21 protein-coding genes are annotated in these 23,118 nt (G+C 63.2%); 15 read left to right on the forward strand and 6 right to left on the reverse strand.

Features of this window, described 5'->3' with window-relative positions; all coding sequences use genetic code 11:
- The first annotated feature begins 141 nt into the window (after window positions 1-141).
- The 4 genes from ASE71_RS26210 to ASE71_RS26225 all read left to right on the forward strand — a co-directional run bounded on the left by ASE71_RS26210 (window position 142) and on the right by ASE71_RS26225 (window position 2,759).
- A complete protein-coding gene (locus tag ASE71_RS26210) occupies window positions 142-420 on the forward strand; it encodes a DUF2249 domain-containing protein (RefSeq protein WP_034790571.1) in 279 nt (92 codons plus the stop codon).
- Window positions 421-555: 135 nt separating this feature from the next.
- Entirely contained in the window at window positions 556-1,935 is a 1,380-nt protein-coding gene (locus tag ASE71_RS26215; protein ID WP_060521138.1) for a hypothetical protein, read from the forward strand.
- Window positions 1,916-2,446 (forward strand): DUF2249 domain-containing protein, encoded by a 531-nt coding sequence (locus ASE71_RS26220; protein WP_034790568.1) that lies wholly within the window; start codon window positions 1,916-1,918, stop codon window positions 2,444-2,446. The genes ASE71_RS26215 and ASE71_RS26220 overlap by 20 nt, the downstream gene beginning before the upstream one ends.
- Complete coding sequence (locus ASE71_RS26225; protein WP_034790566.1) at window positions 2,433-2,759, forward strand: metal-sulfur cluster assembly factor; 327 nt, start codon at window positions 2,433-2,435, stop codon at window positions 2,757-2,759. The genes ASE71_RS26220 and ASE71_RS26225 overlap by 14 nt, the downstream gene beginning before the upstream one ends.
- Window positions 2,760-2,827: 68 nt before the next feature.
- On the opposite strand, the gene ASE71_RS26230 is transcribed toward ASE71_RS26225, so the two are convergent.
- Window positions 2,828-4,051: an NnrS family protein gene (locus ASE71_RS26230; RefSeq protein ID WP_060521139.1), complete on the reverse strand. Its 1,224-nt coding sequence runs from the start codon at window positions 4,049-4,051 to the stop codon at window positions 2,828-2,830.
- A 338-nt stretch (window positions 4,052-4,389) separates the two neighbouring features.
- Between ASE71_RS26230 and nirK the strand changes: the two genes are divergently transcribed.
- The 7 genes from nirK to ASE71_RS26265 all read left to right on the forward strand — a co-directional run bounded on the left by nirK (window position 4,390) and on the right by ASE71_RS26265 (window position 12,555).
- Window positions 4,390-5,526 carry a copper-containing nitrite reductase gene (gene nirK, locus ASE71_RS26235; RefSeq protein ID WP_034790564.1) on the forward strand — a complete coding sequence of 379 codons (1,137 nt, stop codon included), beginning with the start codon at window positions 4,390-4,392 and terminating at the stop codon, window positions 5,524-5,526.
- A 102-nt stretch (window positions 5,527-5,628) separates the two neighbouring features.
- Complete coding sequence (locus tag ASE71_RS26240) at window positions 5,629-6,546, forward strand: SUMF1/EgtB/PvdO family nonheme iron enzyme (RefSeq protein WP_060521140.1); 918 nt, start codon at window positions 5,629-5,631, stop codon at window positions 6,544-6,546.
- Window positions 6,547-6,721: 175 nt separating this feature from the next.
- Window positions 6,722-7,369 carry a Crp/Fnr family transcriptional regulator gene (locus ASE71_RS26245; protein WP_082566519.1) on the forward strand — a complete coding sequence of 216 codons (648 nt, stop codon included), beginning with the start codon at window positions 6,722-6,724 and terminating at the stop codon, window positions 7,367-7,369.
- A 183-nt stretch (window positions 7,370-7,552) separates the two neighbouring features.
- Window positions 7,553-7,867 (forward strand): YtcA family lipoprotein, encoded by a 315-nt coding sequence (locus ASE71_RS26250; protein WP_244497390.1) that lies wholly within the window; start codon window positions 7,553-7,555, stop codon window positions 7,865-7,867.
- Window positions 7,864-8,928, forward strand: coding sequence for a multidrug transporter subunit MdtN (mdtN, locus tag ASE71_RS26255; RefSeq protein ID WP_060521142.1), 1,065 nt, complete (start codon window positions 7,864-7,866; stop codon window positions 8,926-8,928). The genes ASE71_RS26250 and mdtN overlap by 4 nt, the downstream gene beginning before the upstream one ends.
- Window positions 8,906-10,966, forward strand: a complete 2,061-nt coding sequence (locus ASE71_RS26260; RefSeq protein ID WP_060521143.1) for an FUSC family protein — start codon at window positions 8,906-8,908, stop codon at window positions 10,964-10,966. Before mdtN ends, ASE71_RS26260 begins: the two co-directional genes overlap by 23 nt.
- Window positions 10,963-12,555, forward strand: coding sequence for a TolC family protein (locus ASE71_RS26265; RefSeq protein WP_082566507.1), 1,593 nt, complete (start codon window positions 10,963-10,965; stop codon window positions 12,553-12,555). Before ASE71_RS26260 ends, ASE71_RS26265 begins: the two co-directional genes overlap by 4 nt.
- Window positions 12,556-12,976: 421 nt before the next feature.
- Here ASE71_RS26265 and ASE71_RS26275 read toward each other — a convergent pair whose 3' ends face one another.
- Window positions 12,977-13,894, reverse strand: a complete 918-nt coding sequence (locus ASE71_RS26275) for a LysR family transcriptional regulator (RefSeq protein WP_060521144.1) — start codon at window positions 13,892-13,894, stop codon at window positions 12,977-12,979.
- Window positions 13,895-14,286: 392 nt separating this feature from the next.
- Between ASE71_RS26275 and ASE71_RS26280 the strand changes: the two genes are divergently transcribed.
- Window positions 14,287-15,210: a DMT family transporter gene (locus tag ASE71_RS26280; protein WP_034790550.1), complete on the forward strand. Its 924-nt coding sequence runs from the start codon at window positions 14,287-14,289 to the stop codon at window positions 15,208-15,210.
- A gap of 42 nt (window positions 15,211-15,252) precedes the next feature.
- Window positions 15,253-15,585 (forward strand): DMT family transporter, encoded by a 333-nt coding sequence (locus ASE71_RS26285; protein WP_034790543.1) that lies wholly within the window; start codon window positions 15,253-15,255, stop codon window positions 15,583-15,585.
- Between the two features lie 168 nt (window positions 15,586-15,753).
- Here the strand turns inward: ASE71_RS26285 and ASE71_RS26290 are convergent, their stop codons facing one another.
- A complete protein-coding gene (locus ASE71_RS26290; protein WP_034790540.1) occupies window positions 15,754-16,503 on the reverse strand; it encodes a sulfite exporter TauE/SafE family protein in 750 nt (249 codons plus the stop codon).
- A gap of 98 nt (window positions 16,504-16,601) precedes the next feature.
- Here ASE71_RS26290 and ASE71_RS26295 point away from each other — a divergent pair, with 98 nt between their 5' ends.
- Both ASE71_RS26295 and ASE71_RS26300 read left to right on the forward strand, forming a co-directional pair.
- Entirely contained in the window at window positions 16,602-17,492 is an 891-nt protein-coding gene (locus tag ASE71_RS26295) for a LysR family transcriptional regulator (protein ID WP_034790537.1), read from the forward strand.
- Between the two features lie 313 nt (window positions 17,493-17,805).
- Window positions 17,806-18,087: a hypothetical protein gene (locus ASE71_RS26300; RefSeq protein ID WP_143034231.1), complete on the forward strand. Its 282-nt coding sequence runs from the start codon at window positions 17,806-17,808 to the stop codon at window positions 18,085-18,087.
- A 53-nt stretch (window positions 18,088-18,140) separates the two neighbouring features.
- Here the strand turns inward: ASE71_RS26300 and ASE71_RS37445 are convergent, their stop codons facing one another.
- From ASE71_RS37445 to ASE71_RS26310, 3 genes are all read right to left on the reverse strand, one after another.
- Window positions 18,141-18,263 (reverse strand): hypothetical protein, encoded by a 123-nt coding sequence (locus ASE71_RS37445; protein WP_255380984.1) that lies wholly within the window; start codon window positions 18,261-18,263, stop codon window positions 18,141-18,143.
- Window positions 18,264-18,669: 406 nt separating this feature from the next.
- Window positions 18,670-21,849 carry an efflux RND transporter permease subunit gene (locus tag ASE71_RS26305; protein WP_060521145.1) on the reverse strand — a complete coding sequence of 1,060 codons (3,180 nt, stop codon included), beginning with the start codon at window positions 21,847-21,849 and terminating at the stop codon, window positions 18,670-18,672.
- Window positions 21,846-23,108 carry an efflux RND transporter periplasmic adaptor subunit gene (locus ASE71_RS26310; protein WP_034790524.1) on the reverse strand — a complete coding sequence of 421 codons (1,263 nt, stop codon included), beginning with the start codon at window positions 23,106-23,108 and terminating at the stop codon, window positions 21,846-21,848. Before ASE71_RS26310 ends, ASE71_RS26305 begins: the two co-directional genes overlap by 4 nt.
- Between the last annotated feature and the right edge of the window lie 10 nt (window positions 23,109-23,118).

The following is a 23,118-nucleotide window of genomic DNA, read 5'->3' on the forward strand; positions in this document are numbered from 1 at the left end:
TTGGTCGAGGCCAAAGCGAGATTTGTTTGCGCTTCGACAAAATGTCGCGGCGGCGCTGTCGCTAGGTTGCGGAAATCCGGGGCGTGTGCGCCGGCGTTTCCCGGATCATCATCAAACCACGGCGCTCAGAATCGGATAACCATGACCATTGCAGAGACCGACAAGCCCTTTATCGATGTGCGGACGATCCCGCCGGTAGAACGCCATCCGAAAATCTTCGGCATGTTGAACGCACTTGCCGAGGGTGGCGCCTTCATCATCGTTAACGACCACGATCCGCGTCCACTGCACTACCAGCTGGAAACCCGCTATCCGGGCGAATTCACCTGGGAATACCTCGAGCAGGGGCCGGAGGTCTGGCGAGTTGAGATCGGTCGGCAACAGTCCTCCGGCTGTGACTGCTGCTGCGGCGGGCACTGAGCCCCTGGTGTCCTTCAAGAGCGGGGTGAGAAAAAGCGTGCGTCATTTTCCGCTCTCATCCCGCTCCCACTTAGCAGAATCGATCACGCTTGTTCGGCTCGACCAGAGCCATCGTGATCCAAGGGTTGAACCACCATGTTCGCAGCCACGCTATCCCGCTGGACCATGTCCTATTTCGCGGCCGCGCTGATTTTCCTCGTCCTTGGCGAGACCATGATGGTTCTCGGCTTTGGTTATCCGGTCTTAGCCCTTGAGGCGCCTGAAACGCTGGCGCTCGTCCATATTGTCGCTCTCGGTTGGCTAAGCCTGCTGATGACCGGCGCATTGCTGCAATTCGTACCTGTTCTCGTCGGCCAGCCGCTGTCCTTGCCGACCGTCGCCCTTCCGGCGCTCCTGTTTCTTATCGTCGGCATCGCCACCCTGACCCTCGGCTTCGTCGGTCTTTCCGGTGCGATCGATGTTCCCGTGACGCTGCTTCCTCTTGGAGCCGCTTTCTCGATCGTTGGCTTTTCGGTGCTTGGCTTTTCCTTCGCAGTCACGCTTTGGCATGCACGCCCCCTGCCACTACCGGCCCGCTTCGTCGCGGTCGGCCTTGCCGCTCTCTTCGGCACGATGCTGCTCGGCGGCGTCTATGCTGGCGTGCTCTCGGGCCTGATCGACGCGGCGGGCGCGATCGACCTCACCGTCGATGGTCTCTCGCTTCATGCCTCCCTCGGCCTCTGCGGCTGGTTGAGCTTCACCACCATGGGCGTCAGCTATCGACTTTTGACCATGTTCATGCTGTCGCCAGACAAAGAGCGGACAAGCAGCCGTGTTGTCTTCATGCTTGGTGCCTTTTGCCTCGGCGTTCTGGCGGCCGCAGTGCCCGTCATTCTCGTGGGCACCGTTGGTCGCTCGCCGCTTTTCCTCCTTGCCGTCGGTTCCGGCGCGGCCGTGGTCGCGATCTATGTCGGCGATATCCTGCGTATCTATCGGGAGCGCCGGCGCAAGGCGATCGAACTCAACAGCCGCGCCAGCATCGGCGCCTTCGTGTCACTGGTCGCCGCGGCTATGCTCTTCGTCGCGCTGCTCTCGGCCGGCCGCCTTGATGAGGCTATCGGCGCCGTTATTTATCTCGCCACCTTTGGATGGCTGACGGGCATGGGGCTCGCCCAGCTCTACAAGATCGTGCCGTTCATGACCTGGCTCGAATGTTACGGGCCGGCGCTTGGGCGCATGCCGACCCCGAGGGTCCAGGACCTCGTCAGCGAAACGTCCGCCCTTCGCTGGTTCCGGCTCTTTTATCTGACGGTCGCGGTTGGCTCGCTCGCCCTCCTGATCGGCAGCGCGCCTATTTTTCGTTTTGCAAGCCTCGGCCAGTTGATTGCCGTCAATGCGCTCATCCTGGAGTTCGTGCGAACACGGCGACTGATCAACGTTCCGGCCGAACTTCGATTGCCTGATGGACTTGTTCGACCAGGCCTGTTTCTGCCATCTTTTCCTCACGGAGGTTCCCATGAGCCAAGATCCTTATGAACTCGACGTCCGACCGCACTTGCGCGGCGGCAGCGACCCGTTCCAGGCCATCATGAATGCAGTCGACAGCCTGGCGCCGGGCCAGGCGCTGAAGCTGATCGCGACCTTCCGGCCCGTTCCGCTCTTCAGCGTCATGGCGGGTCGCGGCTTCACCCATCAGGACCGCCCGCTCGACAATGGCGACTGGGAGGTTCTGTTTACGCCCGAAGGCGAGGTCGAGGGGATCAGGCTTTCGGTCAGCGAAACGGATCTCGACGCCTGGCCCGACCCGAGCCGCCAGCTCGACCTGACGGAGCTCGATCCGCCGGAGCCTATGGTGCGCATTCTGGCAGCGGCCGAGAAGATGGCCGAAGGCGAGGTTCTGTTCGCCTTGCTCGCGCGCGAACCGCTATTCCTTTATCCGGAGCTCGCCAAGCGCGGCCACAAATGGGCCGGCAATTTCGATGCGACCGGCGAGACCTACCGGATCCTCATCCGCATCGGTGGGAGGCGCTCCCATGTCGGCGCCTGAAACCCTGGACCTCGAGGCGAGGATCCGCGATGCCTTGCGCATCATCATCGACCCCGAAATGGGCAAGAACGTCGTCGATCTCGGCCTGATCTATGACATCGACGTTCAGGAGGGCGGCATTGCCCGTGTCACCATGACGACGACGATCAAGGGCTGCCCGGCGACTGCCTTCCTCAAGGAAGCGGTGCAGAACTGCGTCTGGTATGTGCCGGGTGTCGAATATGCCGAGGTCCGGCTGACGTACGAGCCGCCGTGGACGCCTGACATGATCGCCGACGGCGCGTTGGAACTTGGCCACGGCAGCATCTTCTAGGACCAGCCTTCTAGAAAAGAAAAGGCGCCGCATCTGCGGCGCCTTTTGCGTTGGGTATCGACGTCCGGTCAGGGTGAGGCGCGCGGCGCGCGGCGCTCGCGCACCAGCATCGGTCCGTATTCGAGCGTGAACAGCACAAAGGCCGCGATCCACAATGCACCCGAGAGCGCGATCAGGTGATGATAATGCTCCGGCAGCACCTCGGCCAGCGGCCGGATTAGCGCGGCGCCCGCGATCGCGACATAGGAGGCGCTGGTGAGTGCCGATCCCACCAGCGGCCGCCCGGTATGGCCGCGAGTGGCGCGCGTCATCACGGCGAGCATCATGAAGGCGATCACGCCGACGGTCAGCACATGCATGACCGGGTAGTCGCTGAGGAGCTCGATCGCGCCGGCCGATATGGCCAGGAAGCCGAGCGGCACGAAGGCGTAAGCCGCGTGCAGAACGAAGAGCAGCTTCTCCGGCCAGGTCGGTGATCCGTGCCAGCGCAGCAACCGTACCGTATGAAAGGCGCACGCGATCACCGCAATCGCTGCGGTGACGATGTGAACGGGCGCGAAGGTCCAGGCACCGAGCGCTGCAACGCCGATCAGGATCGCCGCGGTGTCGAACCTGTTGTAGGGCACGGGGAAATCGGTGCGGCCAACTTTGTTCAGCCAGTTGCGAGTGAAGCTCGGCACGATGCGTCCGCCGACGATCATGATCAGCATGGTGTAGGCCCCGATCGCCAGCCGCGCTGCGGCGTCGACATCGAGATTGCCGAGGACCGAGAGGTGGAACCAGATATTGGCGGCCGACAAAATTATGAGCCCGCCGATCACCTTGAGGTCCTTCCACTTGCGACCGACGATCACCTCGCGCGCGCAGATCAGCAACAGCACCGGCAGAAACAGCGCCTCGACAGCGGCTGCGACGGGTAGGCCGATGATGCCGCTCGACAGGAGAGCAACCCGACCAATGACCCAGAGTCCGAAGAGGGCAGCGAGCGGTCGGCCGGAAACCGGCAGCCTTCCCGTCCAGTTCGGGATCGCCGTCAACAGAAAGCCGCCGAGAACGGCGGAGGAAAAGCCAAACAGCATCTCATGCGCGTGCCAATGGGCGGCACCGTAGTCGCCGGCTAGGTCTAGTCCGAGAATCAGTGCGGCGATCCACAGCGCCATGGCGCCGATCGCCCAGAGGGCGGCTGCGAGGAAGAACGGCCGAAAGCCATAGGAGAAGAGCACCGGGCCGGTGGTCGAGAGTCCGCGCGGAATGCCGCCGCTCGGTTTCGGTCTTATCAATCTGTCCAACATGGTCGTGTTCCTCGTCGTGCGTCCTTGCGGACTTGCGGATGAGGCTTGATCTATCAATGGGTTCGAAGGCCCTCTTTGCGAAAACGCAAGTATCGCTGCCCGGTCGGACCGCCGACGTCGCAAGGCGTAAAGAAAAGCGATCTCCTCGCAACGATTTGTTCCAAGACAAAGACGAGATTCGTCTGTGGTTCTACTTCTCTAGTGACTGCTGGGGGACCGGTGGTCGAGACCGGAGGTGAGGCCGCCCAAGTCGGCGCCGCCCACCCTAACTCGTTGAATACAGGCGCGTTTCGCAGAAGGCCAATCCCGGCCGCTGGAACGCGCCGAAGGAGAGCAAGATGACTGAACAACTTCAGATGACCCGCCGGACGATGCTTGCCGGCGCTGCCCTGGCGGGCGCGGTTGCGCCGCTTCTCCACACCGCTCAGGCGCATGCCGCTGGCGCTGCCGCGGCAGCCGGTGCTGCCCCCGTCGATATCTCGACCCTGCCTCGCGTGAAGGTCGACCTCGTCAAGCCGCCTTTCGTGCACGCCCATGACCAGGTCGCCAAGACCGGACCGCGCGTCGTCGAGTTCACCATGACAATCGAGGAAAAGAAGCTGGTGATCGACCGCGAGGGCACCGAGATCCACGCGATGACCTTCAACGGTTCGGTGCCTGGTCCGCTGATGGTGGTGCATGAGAACGACTATGTCGAACTGCGGCTGATCAACCCTGACACCAACACGTTGCTGCACAACATCGACTTCCACGCCGCAACCGGTGCGCTCGGCGGCGGGGCGCTGACCCAGGTGAACCCGGGCGAGGAAACCACGCTTCGTTTCAAGGCGACCAAGCCCGGCGTCTTCGTCTACCATTGCGCGCCGGAGGGCATGGTGCCCTGGCACGTCACCTCGGGCATGAACGGCGCCATCATGGTGCTGCCGCGCGACGGACTGAAGGACGAGAAGGGCCAGCCGCTGACGTACGACAAGATCTACTATGTCGGCGAGCAGGACTTCTACGTGCCGAAGGACGAGGCCGGGAACTACAAGAAGTACGAAACCCCCGGCGAAGCCTATGAAGATGCTGTCAAGGCGATGCGCACGCTGACCCCGACCCACATCGTCTTCAACGGTGCGGTCGGCGCGCTGACCGGCGACCATGCTTTGACTGCGGCCGTGGGCGAGCGTGTGCTCGTCGTCCATTCGCAGGCCAACCGCGATACGCGGCCGCACCTGATCGGCGGGCATGGTGACTATGTCTGGGCGACCGGCAAGTTCCGCAACCCGCCGGATCTCGACCAGGAAACCTGGCTCATTCCGGGCGGAACCGCGGGCGCTGCCTTCTACACCTTCCGCCAGCCGGGTGTGTACGCCTACGTCAACCACAACCTGATCGAGGCGTTCGAGCTGGGTGCCGCCGGCCACTTCAAGGTGACCGGCGAATGGAACGACGACCTGATGACATCGGTCGTTAAGCCGGCGTCGATGTAGCCGGGTGACAGCGGATGATCGTGGGGCCGCGCTCACAGCGACCCCACGCGCGAACAAAGGCACGCGCTTGCCGGCGCGTGCCACTTCCCCCGGAGACCTTCCATGCCCACCACCAAGAAAACTGCGGTTTCGCTCCTCTCGCTAGCAGCACCGGTCGTCCTTTTGGCGGCAATCGGCGGCGTACTTTCGGCGAAGGTGGGGCTGTTCGACGATCTCAAGGACGGCATCGATCCGTCGATCAGGCCGCCGGTGACCGTGACGATCGCGCCGCGACAGATGAGCTATCGGGCGGAGGGACACTTCCTGAAGAACGGTTTTGCCGTCGACGCGCCGATCGTGGTGGCAGCCATCAAGCAGCCGCTCGAGATCATGAAGTATCAGGTGACGCGCGACGACTACGAACGCTGCGTCGCCGATGGCGGCTGCCAGCAGCCGGAGGGCGGCCATGGCGCCGGCCTGTCGGGTGTGCCGATGACTGGGGTCAACTACACGGACGCGACCGACTATGCGGCGTGGCTGACCAAGAAGACCGGCGAGGTCTGGCGCCTTCCGACCGACCAGCAATGGGCGTTTGCCGCCGGGTCCAAATTCCCCGACGATGCGCTGGGGATCGACGGCACCAAGGACAATCCGGCGCTGCGCTGGCTTGCGGACTACGAGCGCGAATCCAGCCGGCAGAGGGCGAAGAACCCCATGCCGCTGCCCACGGGCGCCTTCGGTGAGAACGAGTATGGGGTTGCCGACCTCGACGGCAATGTCTGGGAATGGACCGAGACCTGCCACCGCCGCGTCACCCTCGGTGACGATGGCGAGGTGCTGAAGGAGGCTCCCGCTTGCGGCATCTTCGTCGTCAACGGCAAGCACCGGGCGTCGATGAGCTTCTTCATCCGGGATCCGAAGAGCGGCGGCTGCGCCGTCGGCGTGCCGCCCGACAATCTCGGTTTCCGGCTCGTGCACGACGGCCGCTGGTATTCGGGCTACCTCTATGCCTTTGAACGGCGGCTCCACGGTGCGGGCTGAGATGAGACGGCCGATGAAATTGCTGGGAAAACCGTCGCTCGGGCATAAATGCCGGGTCCTTTTGCAGGACCCGGCACTATGCTAGAGCAAAGGCAATTTCAAATCGGCAGGATATAGGGCCAACGTGGCTGCACTCGATCGCACACTCGTCAAATCGCTTCCCCTGTTTCAGAAGATGAGCGACCCGGAACTGGACACGCTGCTGACGCGCGCCACGGTGCGGCGCGTGCCGCAGAACGAAGCCGTGTTCGAACAGGGGGCGACGGCCGATTTCTTCTTCCTGCTGCTGAATGGCCGGCTGAAGGTGACCCAGGTCACCAAGGACGGGCAGCAGATCATCGTGCGGGTCGTCAATCCCGGCGATCTCTTCGGTTTTGCCCGAGCGCTCCAGCGCAGCGACTATCCGGGCACCGCAACGGCGGCGACCGAAAGCCTGGTTCTCGCCTGGCCGACGGAGCTCTGGAACATCTTCGTCGAGAAAAATCCTCACCTTGCTGTGAATGCCCTCCACACCATCGGCCAGCGGCTCGACGAGGCGCATACCCGTATCCGCGAGATGTCGACCGAAGAGGTCGAGCGCCGCGTCGCGCACACGGTGCTCCGGCTCGCCGAACAGGCTGGCAAACCCGAAAGCGGCGGCATCCGCATCGACTTTCCGATCTCACGCCAGGATATCGCCGAGATGACCGGGACAACGCTGCACACGGTTTCGCGCATCCTCAGCGCCTGGGAGGGGCAGGGTCTGGTCGTCGGCGGACGGCAGAAGCTGACGCTGAAGGACATTCCCGGGCTGCGGCGCCTGGCGGAGCGCGCCGACAACTAGCCCGACCCTTGATCGCCTCCATATGGGGCAAGGCCGTCCGTCCCAAGAACGACAGATCACCGACCCTCAACGACCGGTCGTTTCTCGAACCCTGGTGATGCCGGTCCATGAATGGTTGAATCGGCTCGCGTAATTCACCAGTATCGGCAATTGCATGACAATGGCCATGACACGGGGGATGGTGTGGTTCGACTTAGCATGCGTGCCGGCCGCCGGCGGTGGACGATCGGGCGCGCACTTTTATCGGTGGGGATGCTGACGGCCGCGGGGTGTACCCGGGATCCGCTTGCCCCTTCGATCGTGGTGTTCGGGTCCTACTTTCCAGCCTGGCTGCTTTGTGCCGGGCTTGGTATCGTCACTACGGTTGTCGCAAGGCTGATCCTCGTCCACGCCGGTATCGACGAACACCTGCCCGTGCCGCTTCTCGTCTACCTCTCGCTCGCGCTCACCACCAGCATCGTCTACTGGTTTCTGGCCTTTGGCGGAGCGCCGCATTGAGTGCCGATGACGTCTTCCGGCGTGCAGTTGCACGCACTCTCGGCCCGCTTATTATCGCCAGTGCGGCCGTTGCGGTCTATTTCGCTTTCTGGCAGGTCGATCGCAGCCCGCGCACGGACGTCGCTGAAATCGATGCGCCGACGGTTGCGATCGCCGCGAGCGTGCCGGGCCGAATAATCGCCGTCGAGGTGCGTAACAATGCGAGCGTGAAGAAGGGCGACGTGCTCTTCCGCCTCGATCCGGAACCCTATCGCCTGCGTCTCGAACAGGCGCAGGCCGAACTGAAGGCGACGCAGTCGGAAGTGGCGCAGGGAGAGCGCAATCTCGATCTCGAGCGCGCCAATGCCGACGTTGCGGACAGGCAGATCGCCCGTGCTCAGAACAATGTCTTGCTTGCGCGCCAGACACAGGAACGGCTGGAGCCGCTCTTGCCGAAGCGCTTCGTGACGGCGCAGCAAGTCGACGAGGCGCGAACCGCCGTCAAAGACGCCGAAGTCAGCCTTGCTCAGGCGTTGCAGTCGGCCCACGGAGCCAACCGGGTGATTGGAACCCTCGACACCCGTAAAGCCCAGGCGGATGTCGCACGCGCGACGGTAGCACTTGCCGAGCGGGACCTGGAGAACACCGTCGTGCGGGCGCCCTTCGACGGCAAGATCGTCGGCTTGCGCACGACGGTCGGCAAAGTCGTGGTTCCCGCCGAAACGCTGTTCACTCTGATCGATACCGCCGAATGGGAAACCGTCGCTTTCTTCCGCGAAACAGAACTCAAGGCGATCGCCATCGGCAGCCGCGCCGATGTCTTCGTAATGGCGGATCCGGAGCGCCGTATTTCCGGCACGGTCGAGGGTGTCGGCTGGGGCGTGCGTTCGGAAGATTCCGCCACGATCCTCGGCATACCGATCGTTTCCAACTCGCTGAATTGGGTGAGGGTCGCCAAGCGCTTTCCCGTGCATGTGCGGCTTGAAAATCCGCCGGAGGACCTGATGCGCGTCGGCGCCTCCGCCGTCGTCGTCATCGGGCCCGCGCATAACGACGCCGATGCTGTTCCAGCCGCGAAGTAGCGTCCGCTACACGTCGATCCTCTGGGACGAATTGCAACCCTATCCGGGCCGGCTGGACCTTTCCCTGCGCATGGCGCTGGTCACCACGCTGGTTGCTGTAACGGCGATGGCGCTGCGGGTCCCCGAAGCGGCGATCTCCTGTTATCTCGTCTTCTTCGCGTTCAGAGCTGATGCCGGCTCCGGCATCCTGATCGCCATCGGCTTGCTTGTCGGGGCGACGATCGGAATTCTGCTGGCCATCGTCTGCCTGATGGTGGTGGCGGACGAACCGGCACTGCGCCTGGCACTTGTCGCCTTTTTTACCTTCGGCGGCATGTACCTGACGCAGGCAAGCCGTGCCGGGCCGCCGATCGGTACGGTCGCCATGGTCTTTGCCTTCGTCATGACGCTCTACGATATCGTGCCGATCCCGGAACTGCTGATCCGAGGGCTCGCTTGGATGTGGGTGGTCGTGTTCTTCCCGGTGGTCTACCTGATCGCGATCCATCTCATCACCGGCCACAGCCCGGCGCGACGGCTACGCTCGGCGATCGCCGAGCGGTTGGAGGTGGCGGGCCAGCTCCTGTCCAGTGGAGACCACGCGGCGAAACGCGTGGCTGCGACGTTGCTGGCCGAAGGCAATGGCGAGCTCAAGAAATATGCCGGGTTCTCAAAGCTTCTGGCGTTGATGGACAAGCACGACGTGCCGCGCATGCAGGCGGCGACGGACGCGTCCTATGATTTGCTGACGCTGGCACTCGCCCTATCGCTTGATGAACGAAGGCCGCGGGAAAACGCTGCGGCGCCGGAGGTTCTTCGCCGCATTGCCGAAGCGATCCGCAGGCGGAAGCCGCCGGAACAGACGCTGCTAAGCTCACCCGATTTTCGCGCCTTTGAAGCCGGTGATGCGCTCCCGGCGCATCAGGTCGAAAGGATCGTCGATATCCTATCGGAAGCAGACCCGCCCGGGCCGGTGTCAGATGCGCATAAGGGAGGGTTCTTCCTGCCGGATGCTTTCAGCAATCCGCTCTACACGCAGTTCGCGCTGAAGGCTCTGCTTGCGGTGATGATCACCTACATCACCTACACGGCCCTCGATTGGTTTGCGATCCACACCGCCCTGATCACCTGTTTCATGGTAGCGCTTGGAACGACGGGCGAGACCATGCACAAGCTGGCACTGCGGCTGACGGGCTGCCTCCTTGGCGGCGCCGTGGCGATTGGCTCGACGATCTGGCTCGTGCCGCACATGACGGATATCGGCCAGCTCGCCTTTCTTGTCGGTGCGGTCAGCCTCATTGCGGCATGGATCTCCGTCGGCTCGGAGCGCATTTCCTATATCGGCTGGCAGATGGCGCTCTGCTTTTTTCTCGTCGTGCTGCACGGCTTCGGCCCGAGTCTGGATCTCAACGAGGCGCGGGATCGCATCATCGGCATCGTCTTCGGCAACATCGTCGTTTCGGTCGTTTTCTCGACGATCTGGCCGGTCAGCATCGGGCAGGGAATACGCAAGAGCCTTGCTACGAGCGGTGCCACGCTTGCCAATCTGTTAGCGCGCCGCGGCGGCCCCACCGGCGACTATGCCGACCTGATCAGCGGTGTCGCTGGCGCATTGCGCCAGAGTGAACTGCTGCGTTTCGAGCCTGCAAACGTGCGGCGGGGAGACATCGATGCCCGGACGACGGAGCGCATTGCCCTCAGCCTGCAGGAACTGGCCGCCCCGATCGTCGAATTGCGCGAACACGACCGGGCCTTCGGTCCGTTGCGGGGCGCGCCGACGCCGCTGAAGCGCGCGGTTCTCGGCTATGAACACGCGGTGGCGCAATGGCTGAACGATCAGGCCGAGGGATTAGAGGCATGGCACCGGCCGAAGCCCAGTGCGGATCTGGCCCTGGCGCTTCGGCGGCTGAAAGCGCGTCTCGCCCGCGCCCGGAAGGCAAGCATACATGCCGGAGGTTTTCCCCGGCGAATTCGCGACGAGCTCGCCTGGAGGCTTGCACTCTACGAGAAGATCGAGACTGTGGTTCGGCGGCTGGCAGCGGGGGATGCCTTGGAATGATGGTTTCTGCGGGGGCGAGGTGGGTTTCGGTAGGGGTGATCGCCCTTTGCCGAAGCATGTGCCGTGCTGCCCGAGGCTCTCTTCTCCTTGGCGCATTGTCGATCCCGGCAGCCTGCACGTCCGCTGCACTCGATGATCTGGCGCCACCGAGCGCCGACCGGCCGGCCGTTTCGGGAACGGGCACCAAGGACGCCTCGAAGGTGAGTGCCGGCGCGCCGGATTTCTCTCTCGCGCCGAACCCTGAGATCCCGATTACGATCGCGACGCCGTCGATCGATCCGAAACACGATTACAGCTTGCCGGAACTGGTCGATATCGCCCAGCGAACCAATCCGATCACCCGTGCCGCCTGGCAGCGCGCCCGGCAGGCGGCGATTGCCGTCGGCATCACCGAAGCGGTGTACCTGCCTCTCCTGACGGCCGATGTACTCGCCGGTCTGGAGCAGACGTCGGCGACTGCGCCCGGCATCGGCGGTCCCATACCGATCGCCCCCGGCACGCTGACGACAACTGGCGCGCAGTTCATTCCATCCCTTACGGTCAAGTGGCTGCTTCTCGATTTCGGCGGGCGGGATGCGGGGAGAGAGGCGGCAACGCAATTGGCGTTTGCCGCAAACGTGACCTTCAACGGTACGCACCAGAAGCTGATCTTCGATGTTTCCAACGCCTATTTCGTCCTGACGGCGGCGCGTGTTCAGCTGAAGATCGCCCGCCAGACGGTGCAGAATGCCGAGCTTGTCCAGGCAGCCGCCAAGGCGCGCATGGGTCGCGGCATCGCCACATCGATCGAAGTCGCGCAGGCAAACCAGCAAGTGGCGCAGGCGCGCTTCAACCTGACCCAATCGCAAGGGCACGAGCGCAATGCCTATATGACGCTTCTCGAAGCGGTCGGGGTCTCGCCAACGCTCGAGATCCGCATCGCCGACGGCAGCAATCGTGCTCTGCCGAAGGCTGTGCCCGAGGACCTCAACCGGCTGATTGCGACATCGCTCCAGCGTCGCCCGGATGTGCAGGCGGCTTTTGCCCGCCTGCAGGCCGACAAGAACGGTATTGCGGCCGCCCGCGCGGAGTTCATGCCGAAGGTCGCGCTGGTGGGCAACGTGAACCGCAATATCGGCTCGCTCAGCGTCGAAGACACCCGTTTCGACCAGCGCTCGACGATCCGCGTCAACCAGCCGAACGCCAACCTGATGATCGGCCTGAGCTTCCCGATTTACGATGGCGGACTGCGCGACGCGCGGTTGCAGTCGGCGATGGCGCAGGTCGGCGCTGCCGAGCAGGAGATGGCGCAGTTGCAAAACACTGCGGCGCGGGAAGTCGTCGTCGCCTATGATCTGCTGCGCACCAGCCTGGCCGGCTATGCGGCCGCAAGCGAGCTGACGACGGCCGCTCAGACGACCTACGATGCTGCGGTCGACTACTACAAGCAGGGCCTGGGCACGATCACCGATGTCAGCATCGCGCAGACGGCGTTGCTCCAGGCGAAAGTCGCAAAGGCGACCGCCTACAGCGACACGCTTGTCGCCGCGGCAAGCCTTGCTTTTGCAACGGGAACGTTGACGAACCGCAATGCGGTCAATCGCTTCTGACGGCCTGAGGCGACGGGTCGCCCAGTGCCGAACTCACCAGAGGTTCGACGACGCCTCGATCAACAGTCCATCGAATCCGCCGGCAAGAATCCCTGCAACGGCCGTCGTCCCGGCGTACGCGGCAAGAACGAGCAATCCCAGCATCGAGATAGCCGATCCGATCCGGATTGCCGAAGCGCTTTCGCTTTCAACGGTCAGTGAAATGGCTACCGGCGCGAACGATATCGGCCGTGGCGCACCTCGGAGGTTCTGGTTGGCAGCACGCAGGAGGCGGGGTGGCCGCGGATACTTCAGGCGGTTTTTTTCGCATATTCCGGGATAGGTTTCGCAAACTGAGCTTGGCATCTGACGTGTCCCTGATCAACTGGATTTAAAGCGATCTTAAGCGCTCCGTCCGCATTGGCCGTTCCCGGGGGAACTCCTAAGTTGAGGGCTTGTTGCCTTCGAGGAGCGGCCGATGTTTCGCGAGCGCCTGGCCAACAAATTCGGTGAAGGCGCTGACGCGGGCCGTGCGCCGCAGATCCTCGTGTGTGAGAAGCCAAAGCTCTCTCGTCATATCGGCGACCGGTGCGCCGATACGGATGAGACCGGGCGTCGTGTCTCCGAGATAACAGGGCAGGGCCGCAAGACCGATGCCGGCCTTTGCCGCCTCGCGGGCCGTAACCAGCGAATCGCAACGCAAGACCGCGGGTGCCACGAGCGTCGCGCGCATCCATCGTGCCACGCTCGTGGACGCAAGCGCGTCACCAAGCCCGATCCAGTGCTCCCGTGCAATATTCAGCGTGTCGGCTGTCAGCTCCCGCACATCGAGATAGGACGGCGCCGCATAGACGGCGAAAGCGACCTTCGCGATCCGGCGACCGACCAATGCATCCGGTGAATCGACCGCGGGGCGGATGGCAACGTCCGCGTCGCGATGCGAGAGGTTTGCGAGCGCATTCGAGGTGCTGACCTCGAGCAGGACGCCGGGATGGCGTTGACGGAAATCCGCCAGGATCGACGGCAGGATGGACGCCATCAGCGTATCCGTGGTGGTGATCCGCAGGCTACCCTCGAGCCGCAGATCCTGACCCGTCAAGCGGCGCTCGAGCTCCGTGACCGTTTCAGCCATCTGCCGGGCCACGGCCAGCAGCTCCTCGCCGCCGGCGGTGAGCATGTAGCCGGACGGGAGGCGGTCAAACAGCCGGACCCCGAGCTTCTGTTCGAACGACCCGACACGCCTTAACACTGTTGTGTGATTGACGCCAAGCGCCCGGGCAGCAGCAGCAAGGGAGTTCGCCTCCGCGACTGCCAGAACGAAGCGGAGGTCTTCCCAGTCGATACGGTGATGGCTGTGCATGATTGGGCAAACCTAAGACAGGTTGTTCATCGGATGAGCGAATTTGCACCGCTATCACCGCGTATTGTCAATCGCTCTGCGCAATCGAGCTCCACGGTCAAACGCCTTATTCGCTGTGGTACCGTCATTGAAGCGGCTGTGCAAATATGCAGAGGCAGTAGGCGAAACGACAGATCGTTCTGCAACCGAGCACCGTCTAAAGATGGTGTCACGATCGGATGGGCCGATCGGTGGAGCGACGCAAGATGATCCCATTCTTCAGCGATCTGGTGCCTGAGACGAGTGATCACCCGACCGCCCCGCACCTTCCTCAGGTCCAGGCGCACCAGAGCACGTCCACCTGATCAACCCTTCCTCCATTTTCAACTCATTCTCATCAAGGAGGTCCCGTCATGGAGACCCTGTTCGTCCCATTGGCCTTGTTTGCGGGTGGTCTGCTCGCTGTCCAGGCGGGTGCCAACGCACAACTTTCCAAAGCTGTCGGATCGCCTTTTGCGGCGACCACACTTCAGCTCGCGATTGGTACCGGTCTGCTGCTTCTCGTCACCCTCTTGACGGGAACAATCGCCGCGCTTGGTGCAATTCCCGCGGTCAAGTGGTGGCATCTCGTCGGAGGCACCGCCTCAGCCGTCTATGTCGTCTCGACCATCGTTCTCTTCCCCCGCCTTGGCGCCGTCGTTTCCGTCGGATTGTTCATAGCCGGACAGATGCTCGCCTCCCTGACGCTCGATAGTTTCGGCTTGCTGGGCGTTCCGCCGACGGGACTGCGGGTCGGGGCCGCCGTTGGCACGCTCGTCGTGCTCCTCGGGGTTGCTATGGTGGTGTTCGGGCAAGGCGGAAAAGACAATGTTAAAGTCGACCGGCTTGGCTGGATTGCCCTTGCGCTGATGGCAGGGGCCGTGCTCCCGGTCCAGGGTGCCGTCAATGCGCTCCTGCGCCATGATCTCGGGGGTGCGCCGTTCGCGGTGGGTGCGATCTCGTTTCTCGTCGCCACGCTCGCCATGGCCGCGGTGATGCTTCTGGTGCTCGCCGGGCAAAAGACATCCCGTCCCAACATCACCGGCGTGCAGACGATGCCCTGGTGGGGTTGGCTCGGTGGTCTCGCCGGAGCGACCTATGTCACCACGGTCTTTACCGCAATCCCAGCGATTGGTGCGGCCGCGGCGGTTGGTCTCACCGTGGCCGGCCAGCAGGTCGCAAGTGTCTTCGTCGATCGCTATGGCTGGTTCCGTCTGCCGCAGAGGTCCGTGTCGGGGCTGCGCCTGGGCGGCGTGGTGCTGCTGTTGGCCGGTGTCGCCGTTATTAAACTCGTCTGAAGCCGCAACCGATCGCGATCTGCCGAACCCTGGAGAATTGCCATGTCATCCACATCGCTTGCCTGGATCTACCTCGTGCTATCCGGCGTTGCAGACGTCGCCTGGGCCGTCAGCACCAAGTTCTCGAACGGTTACAGCCGCCTGTCCTGGACGCTGGTCTCGATCGTTGCCCTGGTGATCTTTCTGTCCCTGCTCACCCAGGCGCTCAAGACCTTGCCGCTCGGAACAGCCTACGCGGTCTGGACCGGCATCGGCGCCGTCGGTTCCGTGCTCTGCGGTGTGCTGCTCTTTGGAGAAACCATCACAGTCTCGCGGGCAACCGCAATGCTGGTGATCGCCGGCGGTGTCATCGCGCTGAAGATCGTGCCGGCCTGAATTCCGGGCCGGAGTCGGCATTAAAACGTAGTTTCTTCAATATATTGATCGATGTTTCTCAGCAAAGCTCTTGGGAACGTCAGCCAGCGCGATCCGCGTCTTGCGTAATGGGTCCCGTAGCGGCAGTTTTCCGTCCCAAGATGACCAAACCACGGACTGGGCGAGGACCTACAGAAGCGGCCGCGCAAGCATTTCGGCGCCGAGGACGAGCAGACTGATGAGGAACCAGCGCCGGAATACGGGCGGGTCGACACGGTTGCGAACGACTTGCCCCGCCCACATGCCGGCGAGCGCCGGCGCAATCGCGAGGCCGGAGAAGAGCAGATTGTCGGCCTCGAAAGCGCCCCGCCAGACGAGCCCGGCGGTGAGGGCGACTGTGGAGACGGTGAAGGAGAGGCCGAGCGCCTGCACCAGTTCGTCCCGTTCAAGACCTAGCGCCTGCAGATAGGGCACGGCCGGGATGACGAAGACGCCGGTTGCGCCCGTGACGATCCCGGTTGCCGCGCCGACCACGGGAGACAGCCACGGCTCCCACTTCGCCGGAACGCGAAGCTGGCGCGCAAAGAGCGTGAAGGCGGCGTAGAGAAGGAGGGCCGCACCAAGCGCGCCCGTCGTGAGCGCGGTGCTGCCACCGGCAAGCACCGAAGAACCGCTGAGCGTGCCAAGAACGATCGCCAGCATCATCGGCCAAAGCCGGAGCGCAAGCGCGCCGAAGCTCGGGCCCGCGAGAAGCTGCCAGACATTTGTCACGAAGGACGGGGCAATCAACAGGCTGGCGGCCGCAAGTGGAGAGATGAGCGTACCGAGCACGCCCATCGCCAAGGTCGGCAACCCCATGCCGGTGACGCCCTTGAGGATGCCGGCGGCGAAGAAAGTTGCGGCAATCGCAACGACGAGGGACGGAGCAAGATCGAACATGCCATCGGCATAGCGTATACCCGCATCGGCACAATGCGGATCATCCGCAGTCAGACTTCGGCTGGTCCGAAGGCTGTTTTTCCGTTAGCCTCCTTTGCATGCGTTTCGATCTTATCGACCTTCGTCTGTTTCTTGCCGTGGTGGATGCCGGCAGCATGACCCATGGTGCTGCGGATGCCGGGCTTTCGTTGCCGGCGGCAAGTGAACGTCTGCGCGACATGGAGATGATCGGCAAAGTCAAACTGCTCGAACGTGGTCGCCGCGGGGTGCGGCCGACGCCGGCCGGAGAAGCGCTCGCGCATCACGCCCGGCTGATCCTGCGCCAGATGGCGCGGATGCGCGGCGAGCTTGGTGAACACGCCGATGGCCTTCGAGCAACAATCCGGCTTGCGGTGAACACCGCCGCACTCACAGAGTTTCTGCCACAGCGGCTCGGCGCCTGGATGACGGCGCATCCGCGGATCGACGTCGATCTGAAGGAACGGCAAAGCATCGAGATTGCGAGAGCCGTCGCCGCCGACCTCGTGGAGATCGGCATTCTTTCGGACGCGGTCGATACTGGCGGCCTGCAACTGCGTCCCTTTGCCGTCGACCGGCTCGTCGCCGTCATCCCACGCGATCACGTATTCGCGGCACGCAGGCGGGCACTCTTCGCCGACATTGCGGACCAGCCTTTCGTCGGCTTGGCAGATGGCGCATTGCAGAGCCATATCGATGCACAAGCTCGGAGATTGGGGCTGACGCTGAAGATGCGCTCGCGCATGCGTAGCTTCGAAGGCATGTGTCACATGGTTTCGGCGGGTGTCGGCCTTGCCATCATGCCGGAGACGGCGGCACGGCGCGGCGGCAGATCTCCCAAGACCGCGTTCGTGCGCCTTGCTGATGACTGGGCGACGCGGCGGCTGTCCGTCTGCGTGCGCGCGGAAGAGGAACTGTCCCCGCCGGCGCGAGACCTGTTCGAGCATCTGGGCTCGAGCGGTTCGCATTGACCTTAGAAACGCGCCGGTAGCCTCACGCGCTCCCTTCCATGCGTTTGGCGTCGTCGCGCGAAGGCGACCTTTGATCGCAAAAGTTGATTTTCCCTTGGAACTCTTCGCGCCTTTGGCGGTTGGGCTCCCATAGGGATATCCTTCGGCCCGATCCTTGCCGGGCCTATAGCGTGAGAAGGAGATGGAGCATGATACTTTTCCGAACAGGACAGGACACGCCCCGGACTCCCACCTTCTCTCAGACGGACCGCCCGTGCGTTCCCACGCACGAGACACCATGCCGGACCTCTTCTGCAGGCAGCGGGGCATCATCATGATCGGAAAATCGATGCCGGCCTATGTGATCGATCTCGCCTTTGTCGAACGGATGCTGGAGATGGCGGAACGGCGTATCGCCGAGCCCACGTCGAGCGAAGCTCTCTACCGAGAGATCGCCGACGAACTTGAGCGAACCGAAGGAGATCCGAAGATGGCGCGCATCCTGCTCGTCACCTTTACCAATTCCTACGCCGCGCACGTCACAAGCGGCGATCGCCTCCGAAAGCTGAGAATTGAAGCCGAATGGGGATCTTTCTTGCGCCGAAGGTGGCTTTGAGGCCGCGAACAGAGCGCGTCCACGACAGGCGTCCTGAAACGCGGCAGTCGAGCTTAGCAGAGCAACAGGAATACGGGCATCAGCGCGACCAGATAGGCGAGACCGTCGGCCGCCAGGCGATCGCGGAGGTTATGCGCAGCGAAGGAGTTGCCCGATAGGCGTCCATTATTGTTCATTTTTATTCTTCCTGGGTCGTTGTTGTCGAGCCCGCCGGGAGGAGAGGCCGGGCTCGTCGCATATGGGAGACAGCTCGGTCGGGATCAACGAAGAGCGCCAGGCAAAGCAGTGCCCCACTCGAAATTCCGACGTCGACCGCTTGCTGATCTTCCAACGCGGTGCTTGAGGAGCCGGGTGTTAGCAGGGTTTCGACCCGATGCAATCCTTTGCCGGTCACGTCCTTGCACGTTTGCGTGAGCCCTGCGGTTTGCGACTGGAAACCAGGTGCGCCCTAGCCGGCAAACCTGACGACTATTTGCACTTGCGCTCAGTTCGCCAGGCCGATCGGATTTGCCTTCGGACGGGAGGCATCGCACGTGGCCATCTGGCTTCCCGACATGACCGCGTGCGATGGTTATGGTTGGTTTAGGCTCGCTGTTCCAGCGACGCCCCTTCAGGGATTCGGCCTTTTTCCCGCCGGATCGCCAACTTCCGCACCAGAACATAGAATACCGGCGTCAATACGAGGCCGAACAAGGTAACGCCGAGCATGCCGGCAAAGACGGCGATGCCCATGACGTGGCGCATCTCTGCGCCAGCGCCTTTAGCAATCACCAGCGGAACGACGCCTGCGATAAAGGCAAGCGACGTCATCAGGATCGGTCTGAGCCGAAGGCGGGCCGCCTCAAGCACGGCGGACAGAGGATCGGCACCTTCATCCTCTTTCGCTCGCGCGAACTCGACGATCAGGATCGCATTCTTGGCCGCGAGCCCCACGAGAACGACAAAGCCGATCTGCGTGAAGATGTTGTTGTCGCCGCCGGTAAACCAGACGCCTGCGATTGCGGAAAGCAGCGCCATCGGCGCGATCAGCAACACGGCGAAGGGCAAAGACCAGCTGTTGTACTGGGCGGCGAGAATGAGAAACGCCAGCAGGACAGACAGAGGGAAAATGTACATCGCGGTGTTTCCGGCCTGCTTTTCCTGATAGGCGAGCTCCGTCCATTCGAAGGTCATGCCGGGTGGCAGCGTCTCCGCCGCGATCCGTTCTATGGCCGCGGTTGCTTGGCCGAACGAATAGCCGGGCGCCGGACCGCCGCTGATATCGGCCGACGGGAAGCTGTTGTAATGCATGACGCGATCCGGTCCCGAACTGTGCTTGACCGTCAACAGCGCCGACAAAGGTATCATCGCGCCCGCCGCGTTGCGCACCTTCAGCCGGCCAATGTCTTCCGGCTGCATGCGGAATGGCGCGTCTGCCTGGACCACCACGCGATAGGTCCGGCCGAAGCGGTTGAAATCGTTGGCGTAGAGAGAACCGAGGTTGACCTGCAGCGTTTCGAAGATGGTGTTGAGCGGCACTCCTTGAGACTTGGCTTTCACCCGGTCGATGTCCACCTGCACCTGCGGCGCATTCACCTGAAAGCTTGCAAGCATTCCGGCAAGCTCCGGCGTCTGCATCGCCTTGCCCATAATCGCGCCCTGCGCTTCGGCAAGCGCCGCAAAGCCGAGCCCGGCCCTGTCCTCGACCTGGAACTTGAAACCGCCGGTCGTACCGAGACCCGGGACGGGCGGCGGCGGGAAGATGCCGGCAAAGCCGTCGGGTATCTGGCTGAATTTGCCCATCAGGCGACCTGCGATCGCGAATGCGGACAAGGACGGATCCTTGCGCTCGTCGAAGGTCTTCAGCATCGTGAAGATGACGGCGGCATTGGGAATATTGACCATGCCGTTGACCGAAAGCCCCGGAAAAGCGACGACGCTTTCGACGCCCGGTTCCGCGAGGGCTATCTCCGACATCTTCTTGACGACCGCCTCGGTTCGGTCGAGCGAGGCTCCTGTCGGCAATTGGGCGATGCCGACCAGGTAGTATTTGTCCTGCGCCGGGACAAAGCCGTTCGGCACGGTGTGGAAGCCCAGCCATGTCGTGGCGACCAGGCCAGCGTAGACGAGAAGGACGAGCGCGCTGAACCTGACGGCACGGCGGACGGACCAGACATAGGCGTTCGAAGCGCGCTCGAAGAACCGGTTGAAGAGCCGGAAGAACCAGCCGAACAGGCCGTCTATCACGCGCGTCAGGAGATCGCGCTTCACCTCGCCGTGGTGCGGCTTCAGAAGCACGCCGGCTAGCGCCGGGGAAAGGGTGAGGGAGTTGACCGCGGACAGGATCGTCGAGATTGCGATCGTCAAGGCGAACTGACGATAGAACTCGCCTTGCAGGCCGGATAGGAACGCTGACGGAATGAACACGGCCGAGAGCACGGACGTGATCGCAATGATCGGCCCGGTCACCTCGTCCATGGCCTTGCGCGCCGCTTCCTTCGGCGTTTCGCCAAGCGCGATGTGACGCTCGACGTTTTCGACGACGACGATCGCATCGTCGACCACGATCCCGATCGAGAGGACCAGGCCGAACAGCGACAGCGTGTTGAGCGAAAAGCCGAACATGTACATCAGCGCGAATGTGCCGACCAAGGAGATCGGCACGGCAACCAGCGGGATGATCGACGCGCGCCAGGTCTGAAGAAAAAGCACGACCACGATGACGACCAGCACGATCGCTTCAAGTAGCGTCATCACCACGGCCTCCAGCGAGGCCTTCACGAAGACGGTGGGATCGTAGGCGATGCGATACTCTATGCCCTCAGGAAAGCCTTTCTGCAGGTCTTCCATCGTGGCGCGAATGGAACTCGCCACGTCGAGCGCGTTGGCGCCGGGGCTTTGGATGATCTGCAGCGCCAGCGCCGGCTTGCCGTCAAGAAGACTGCGCAGCGCATAGGAGTCGGCGCCCAACTCGATGCGGGCAATGTCGCGCAGCCGGGTGACCTGGCCATCGGCGCCGGTCTTGACGACGATGGCGCCGAACTGCTCTTCGTTGGATAGCCTGCCGAGCGTGTTGACCGTGACCTGCAGCGCTGCCGAGGCATCCGGTTGCTGGCCGACGGAGCCGGCGGCCACCTGAGCGTTCTGCTCCTGGATTGCAGCAACCACGTCGGAAGCGGTCAATCCGCGCGCCGCGACCTTGGCCGGATCGAGCCAGACCCGCATGGAGTATTCGCCGGCTCCCCAGACGAGCACGTCACCCACACCCGACAGGCGCGCGAGCTGGTCGCGGACCTGCAGCGTCGCGAAGTTCGATAGGTAGAGAGGATCGTAGCGGTCATCGGGCGAAACCAGATGCACGACCATCAGGATATCGGGCGAGGTCTTCTGCGTCACGACACCGATGCGCTGAACTTCCTGCGGCAGACGCGGAAGCGCGCGCGAAACCCGGTTCTGAACCTGGATCTGCGCCATGTCGGGATCGGTGCCCTGCTGAAAGGTCACCGTCAGCGTCATGCGCCCGTCAGTTGCGGCCTGCGAGCTCATGTAGAGCATGTTCTCGACGCCGTTGATCACCTGCTCCAGCGGAGCCGCAACCGTTTCGGCGATCACTTCGGGGCTGGCACCCGGATAGCTTGCGGTCACCTGCACGGTCGGCGGCGTCACCTGGGGATATTCGCTGAGCGGCAGCTTTAGGAGGGTCAGGCCACCGCCGATCAGCATCAATACGGAGAGAACGACCGCAAAGATGGGGCGGTCGACGAAAAAGCGTGGAATGTTCATCGACGCGCCTCCTGCGAAGCGGCGGCCGCTAAGTCACCTTTGGCCGCTTCGCCCGACACCATCGAAACCGTCTGCGGGTCAACCTCCATACCAGGGCGCACGAGGCCCTTGAGAATGATCTTCTCACCCGGCCTGAGACCGCTTGCGACGACACGCAAGCCGTCGATCATCGGACCGAGTTCGATCGGCCGGTACTCGGCCTTGTTCCCCGAGCCCAGCGTCAGCACATAGCGGCGACCCTGGTCGGTACCGATCGCCTGATCGTCGATCAGAACGGTGCGGGCTGGCTGGGCCGTCACAAGGTTCACCCGAGCAAACAGACCCGGGGCCAGCAGTCCGTCCGGATTCCGGACGATCGCGCGGGCCCGGATCGTGCCGGTGCTGCGTTCGACCTGGTTGCTGATGAAGTCGAGCACGCCGGCATGGGGGAAACCGGCATCCGTCATGAGGCCAATCCCGACCGGCAACTTCTCGGTTCCGCCTTCTCCATTGTCAGGACGCGCTCGCCCGCCAAAATCGAGAAACGTCGCTTCGTCGATGTCGAAGTAGACGTAGAGCGGGTCCGTCGAGACGATGGTGGTGAGGAGCGTGGCGGCACCCGCATTGCCGCCTGAAACAAGGTTGCCCTCGGTCACCCGGACACGATCGACCCGCCCGCCAATCGGGGCTGCGACGCGCGTGAAGGAGAGATCAAGCTCTGCCGCAGCCACTGCTGCCTTGGCGATTTCGACCTCGGCCTGCCGTTGGCGCCGCACTGCCTCGGCATCGTCATAGGTCTTGCGCGACACGGTCCCGTTCGGAGCCAGGGATTTGGCGCGGCGGAACGCGATGTCGGCGTGATCGAGAAGAACGATCGCCTGTTTCAAGCGCGCCTTGGCGGCGTCCAGGGCGACTTGGAACGGTCGCGGATCGATCTGGAACAGGACCTGTTCCGGTTTGACGAGAGCGCCTTCGGGAACACTCACCCTGTCGATGGCGCCGCCGACACGCGGACGCAGTTCAACGGATTTTGCCGCCTCGAAGTGGCCCGTGAACTCTACGGCTGGCGCGACCTCTCGCGTGATGACCTCGGCGACCGGAACCTTGGGCATGGGCGCACCCGTGGTTCCGGTCGCCGCGACTGCCTCCGACGCACTGGTCGAGGAGGCAAGCCCAAGAAGCCGACTGGCGAAGGTTCCCATTCCATCGCCGTCGGCAAGCGCAAGCCCTCCAACGGTTGCGATACCGGCTAGGAACAGGGCGGCGGCCTTTTTACTCATTCTCGTTCAC

Origin of the sequence: Ensifer sp. Root954 (genome assembly GCF_001429005.1) — a bacterium.
In the GTDB taxonomy this organism is placed as follows: domain Bacteria; phylum Pseudomonadota; class Alphaproteobacteria; order Rhizobiales; family Rhizobiaceae; genus Ensifer; species Ensifer adhaerens.

Coding starts and splice junctions, on each gene's coding strand:
- ASE71_RS26210 (WP_034790571.1), top strand. CDS start 142: ATGACCATTGCAGAGACCGACAAGCCCTTTATCGATGTGCGGACGATC.
- ASE71_RS26215 (WP_060521138.1), top strand. CDS start 556: ATGTTCGCAGCCACGCTATCCCGCTGGACCATGTCCTATTTCGCGGCC.
- ASE71_RS26220 (WP_034790568.1), top strand. CDS start 1,916: ATGAGCCAAGATCCTTATGAACTCGACGTCCGACCGCACTTGCGCGGC.
- ASE71_RS26225 (WP_034790566.1), top strand. CDS start 2,433: ATGTCGGCGCCTGAAACCCTGGACCTCGAGGCGAGGATCCGCGATGCC.
- ASE71_RS26230 (WP_060521139.1), bottom strand. CDS start 4,051: ATGTTGGACAGATTGATAAGACCGAAACCGAGCGGCGGCATTCCGCGC.
- nirK (WP_034790564.1), top strand. CDS start 4,390: ATGACTGAACAACTTCAGATGACCCGCCGGACGATGCTTGCCGGCGCT.
- ASE71_RS26240 (WP_060521140.1), top strand. CDS start 5,629: ATGCCCACCACCAAGAAAACTGCGGTTTCGCTCCTCTCGCTAGCAGCA.
- ASE71_RS26245 (WP_082566519.1), top strand. CDS start 6,722: ATGAGCGACCCGGAACTGGACACGCTGCTGACGCGCGCCACGGTGCGG.
- ASE71_RS26260 (WP_060521143.1), top strand. CDS start 8,906: ATGCTGTTCCAGCCGCGAAGTAGCGTCCGCTACACGTCGATCCTCTGG.
- ASE71_RS26265 (WP_082566507.1), top strand. CDS start 10,963: ATGATGGTTTCTGCGGGGGCGAGGTGGGTTTCGGTAGGGGTGATCGCC.
- ASE71_RS26275 (WP_060521144.1), bottom strand. CDS start 13,894: ATGCACAGCCATCACCGTATCGACTGGGAAGACCTCCGCTTCGTTCTG.
- ASE71_RS26280 (WP_034790550.1), top strand. CDS start 14,287: ATGGAGACCCTGTTCGTCCCATTGGCCTTGTTTGCGGGTGGTCTGCTC.
- ASE71_RS26285 (WP_034790543.1), top strand. CDS start 15,253: ATGTCATCCACATCGCTTGCCTGGATCTACCTCGTGCTATCCGGCGTT.
- ASE71_RS26290 (WP_034790540.1), bottom strand. CDS start 16,503: ATGTTCGATCTTGCTCCGTCCCTCGTCGTTGCGATTGCCGCAACTTTC.
- ASE71_RS26295 (WP_034790537.1), top strand. CDS start 16,602: ATGCGTTTCGATCTTATCGACCTTCGTCTGTTTCTTGCCGTGGTGGAT.
- ASE71_RS26300 (WP_143034231.1), top strand. CDS start 17,806: ATGATCGGAAAATCGATGCCGGCCTATGTGATCGATCTCGCCTTTGTC.
- ASE71_RS37445 (WP_255380984.1), bottom strand. CDS start 18,263: ATGAACAATAATGGACGCCTATCGGGCAACTCCTTCGCTGCGCATAAC.
- ASE71_RS26305 (WP_060521145.1), bottom strand. CDS start 21,849: ATGAACATTCCACGCTTTTTCGTCGACCGCCCCATCTTTGCGGTCGTT.
- ASE71_RS26310 (WP_034790524.1), bottom strand. CDS start 23,108: ATGAGTAAAAAGGCCGCCGCCCTGTTCCTAGCCGGTATCGCAACCGTT.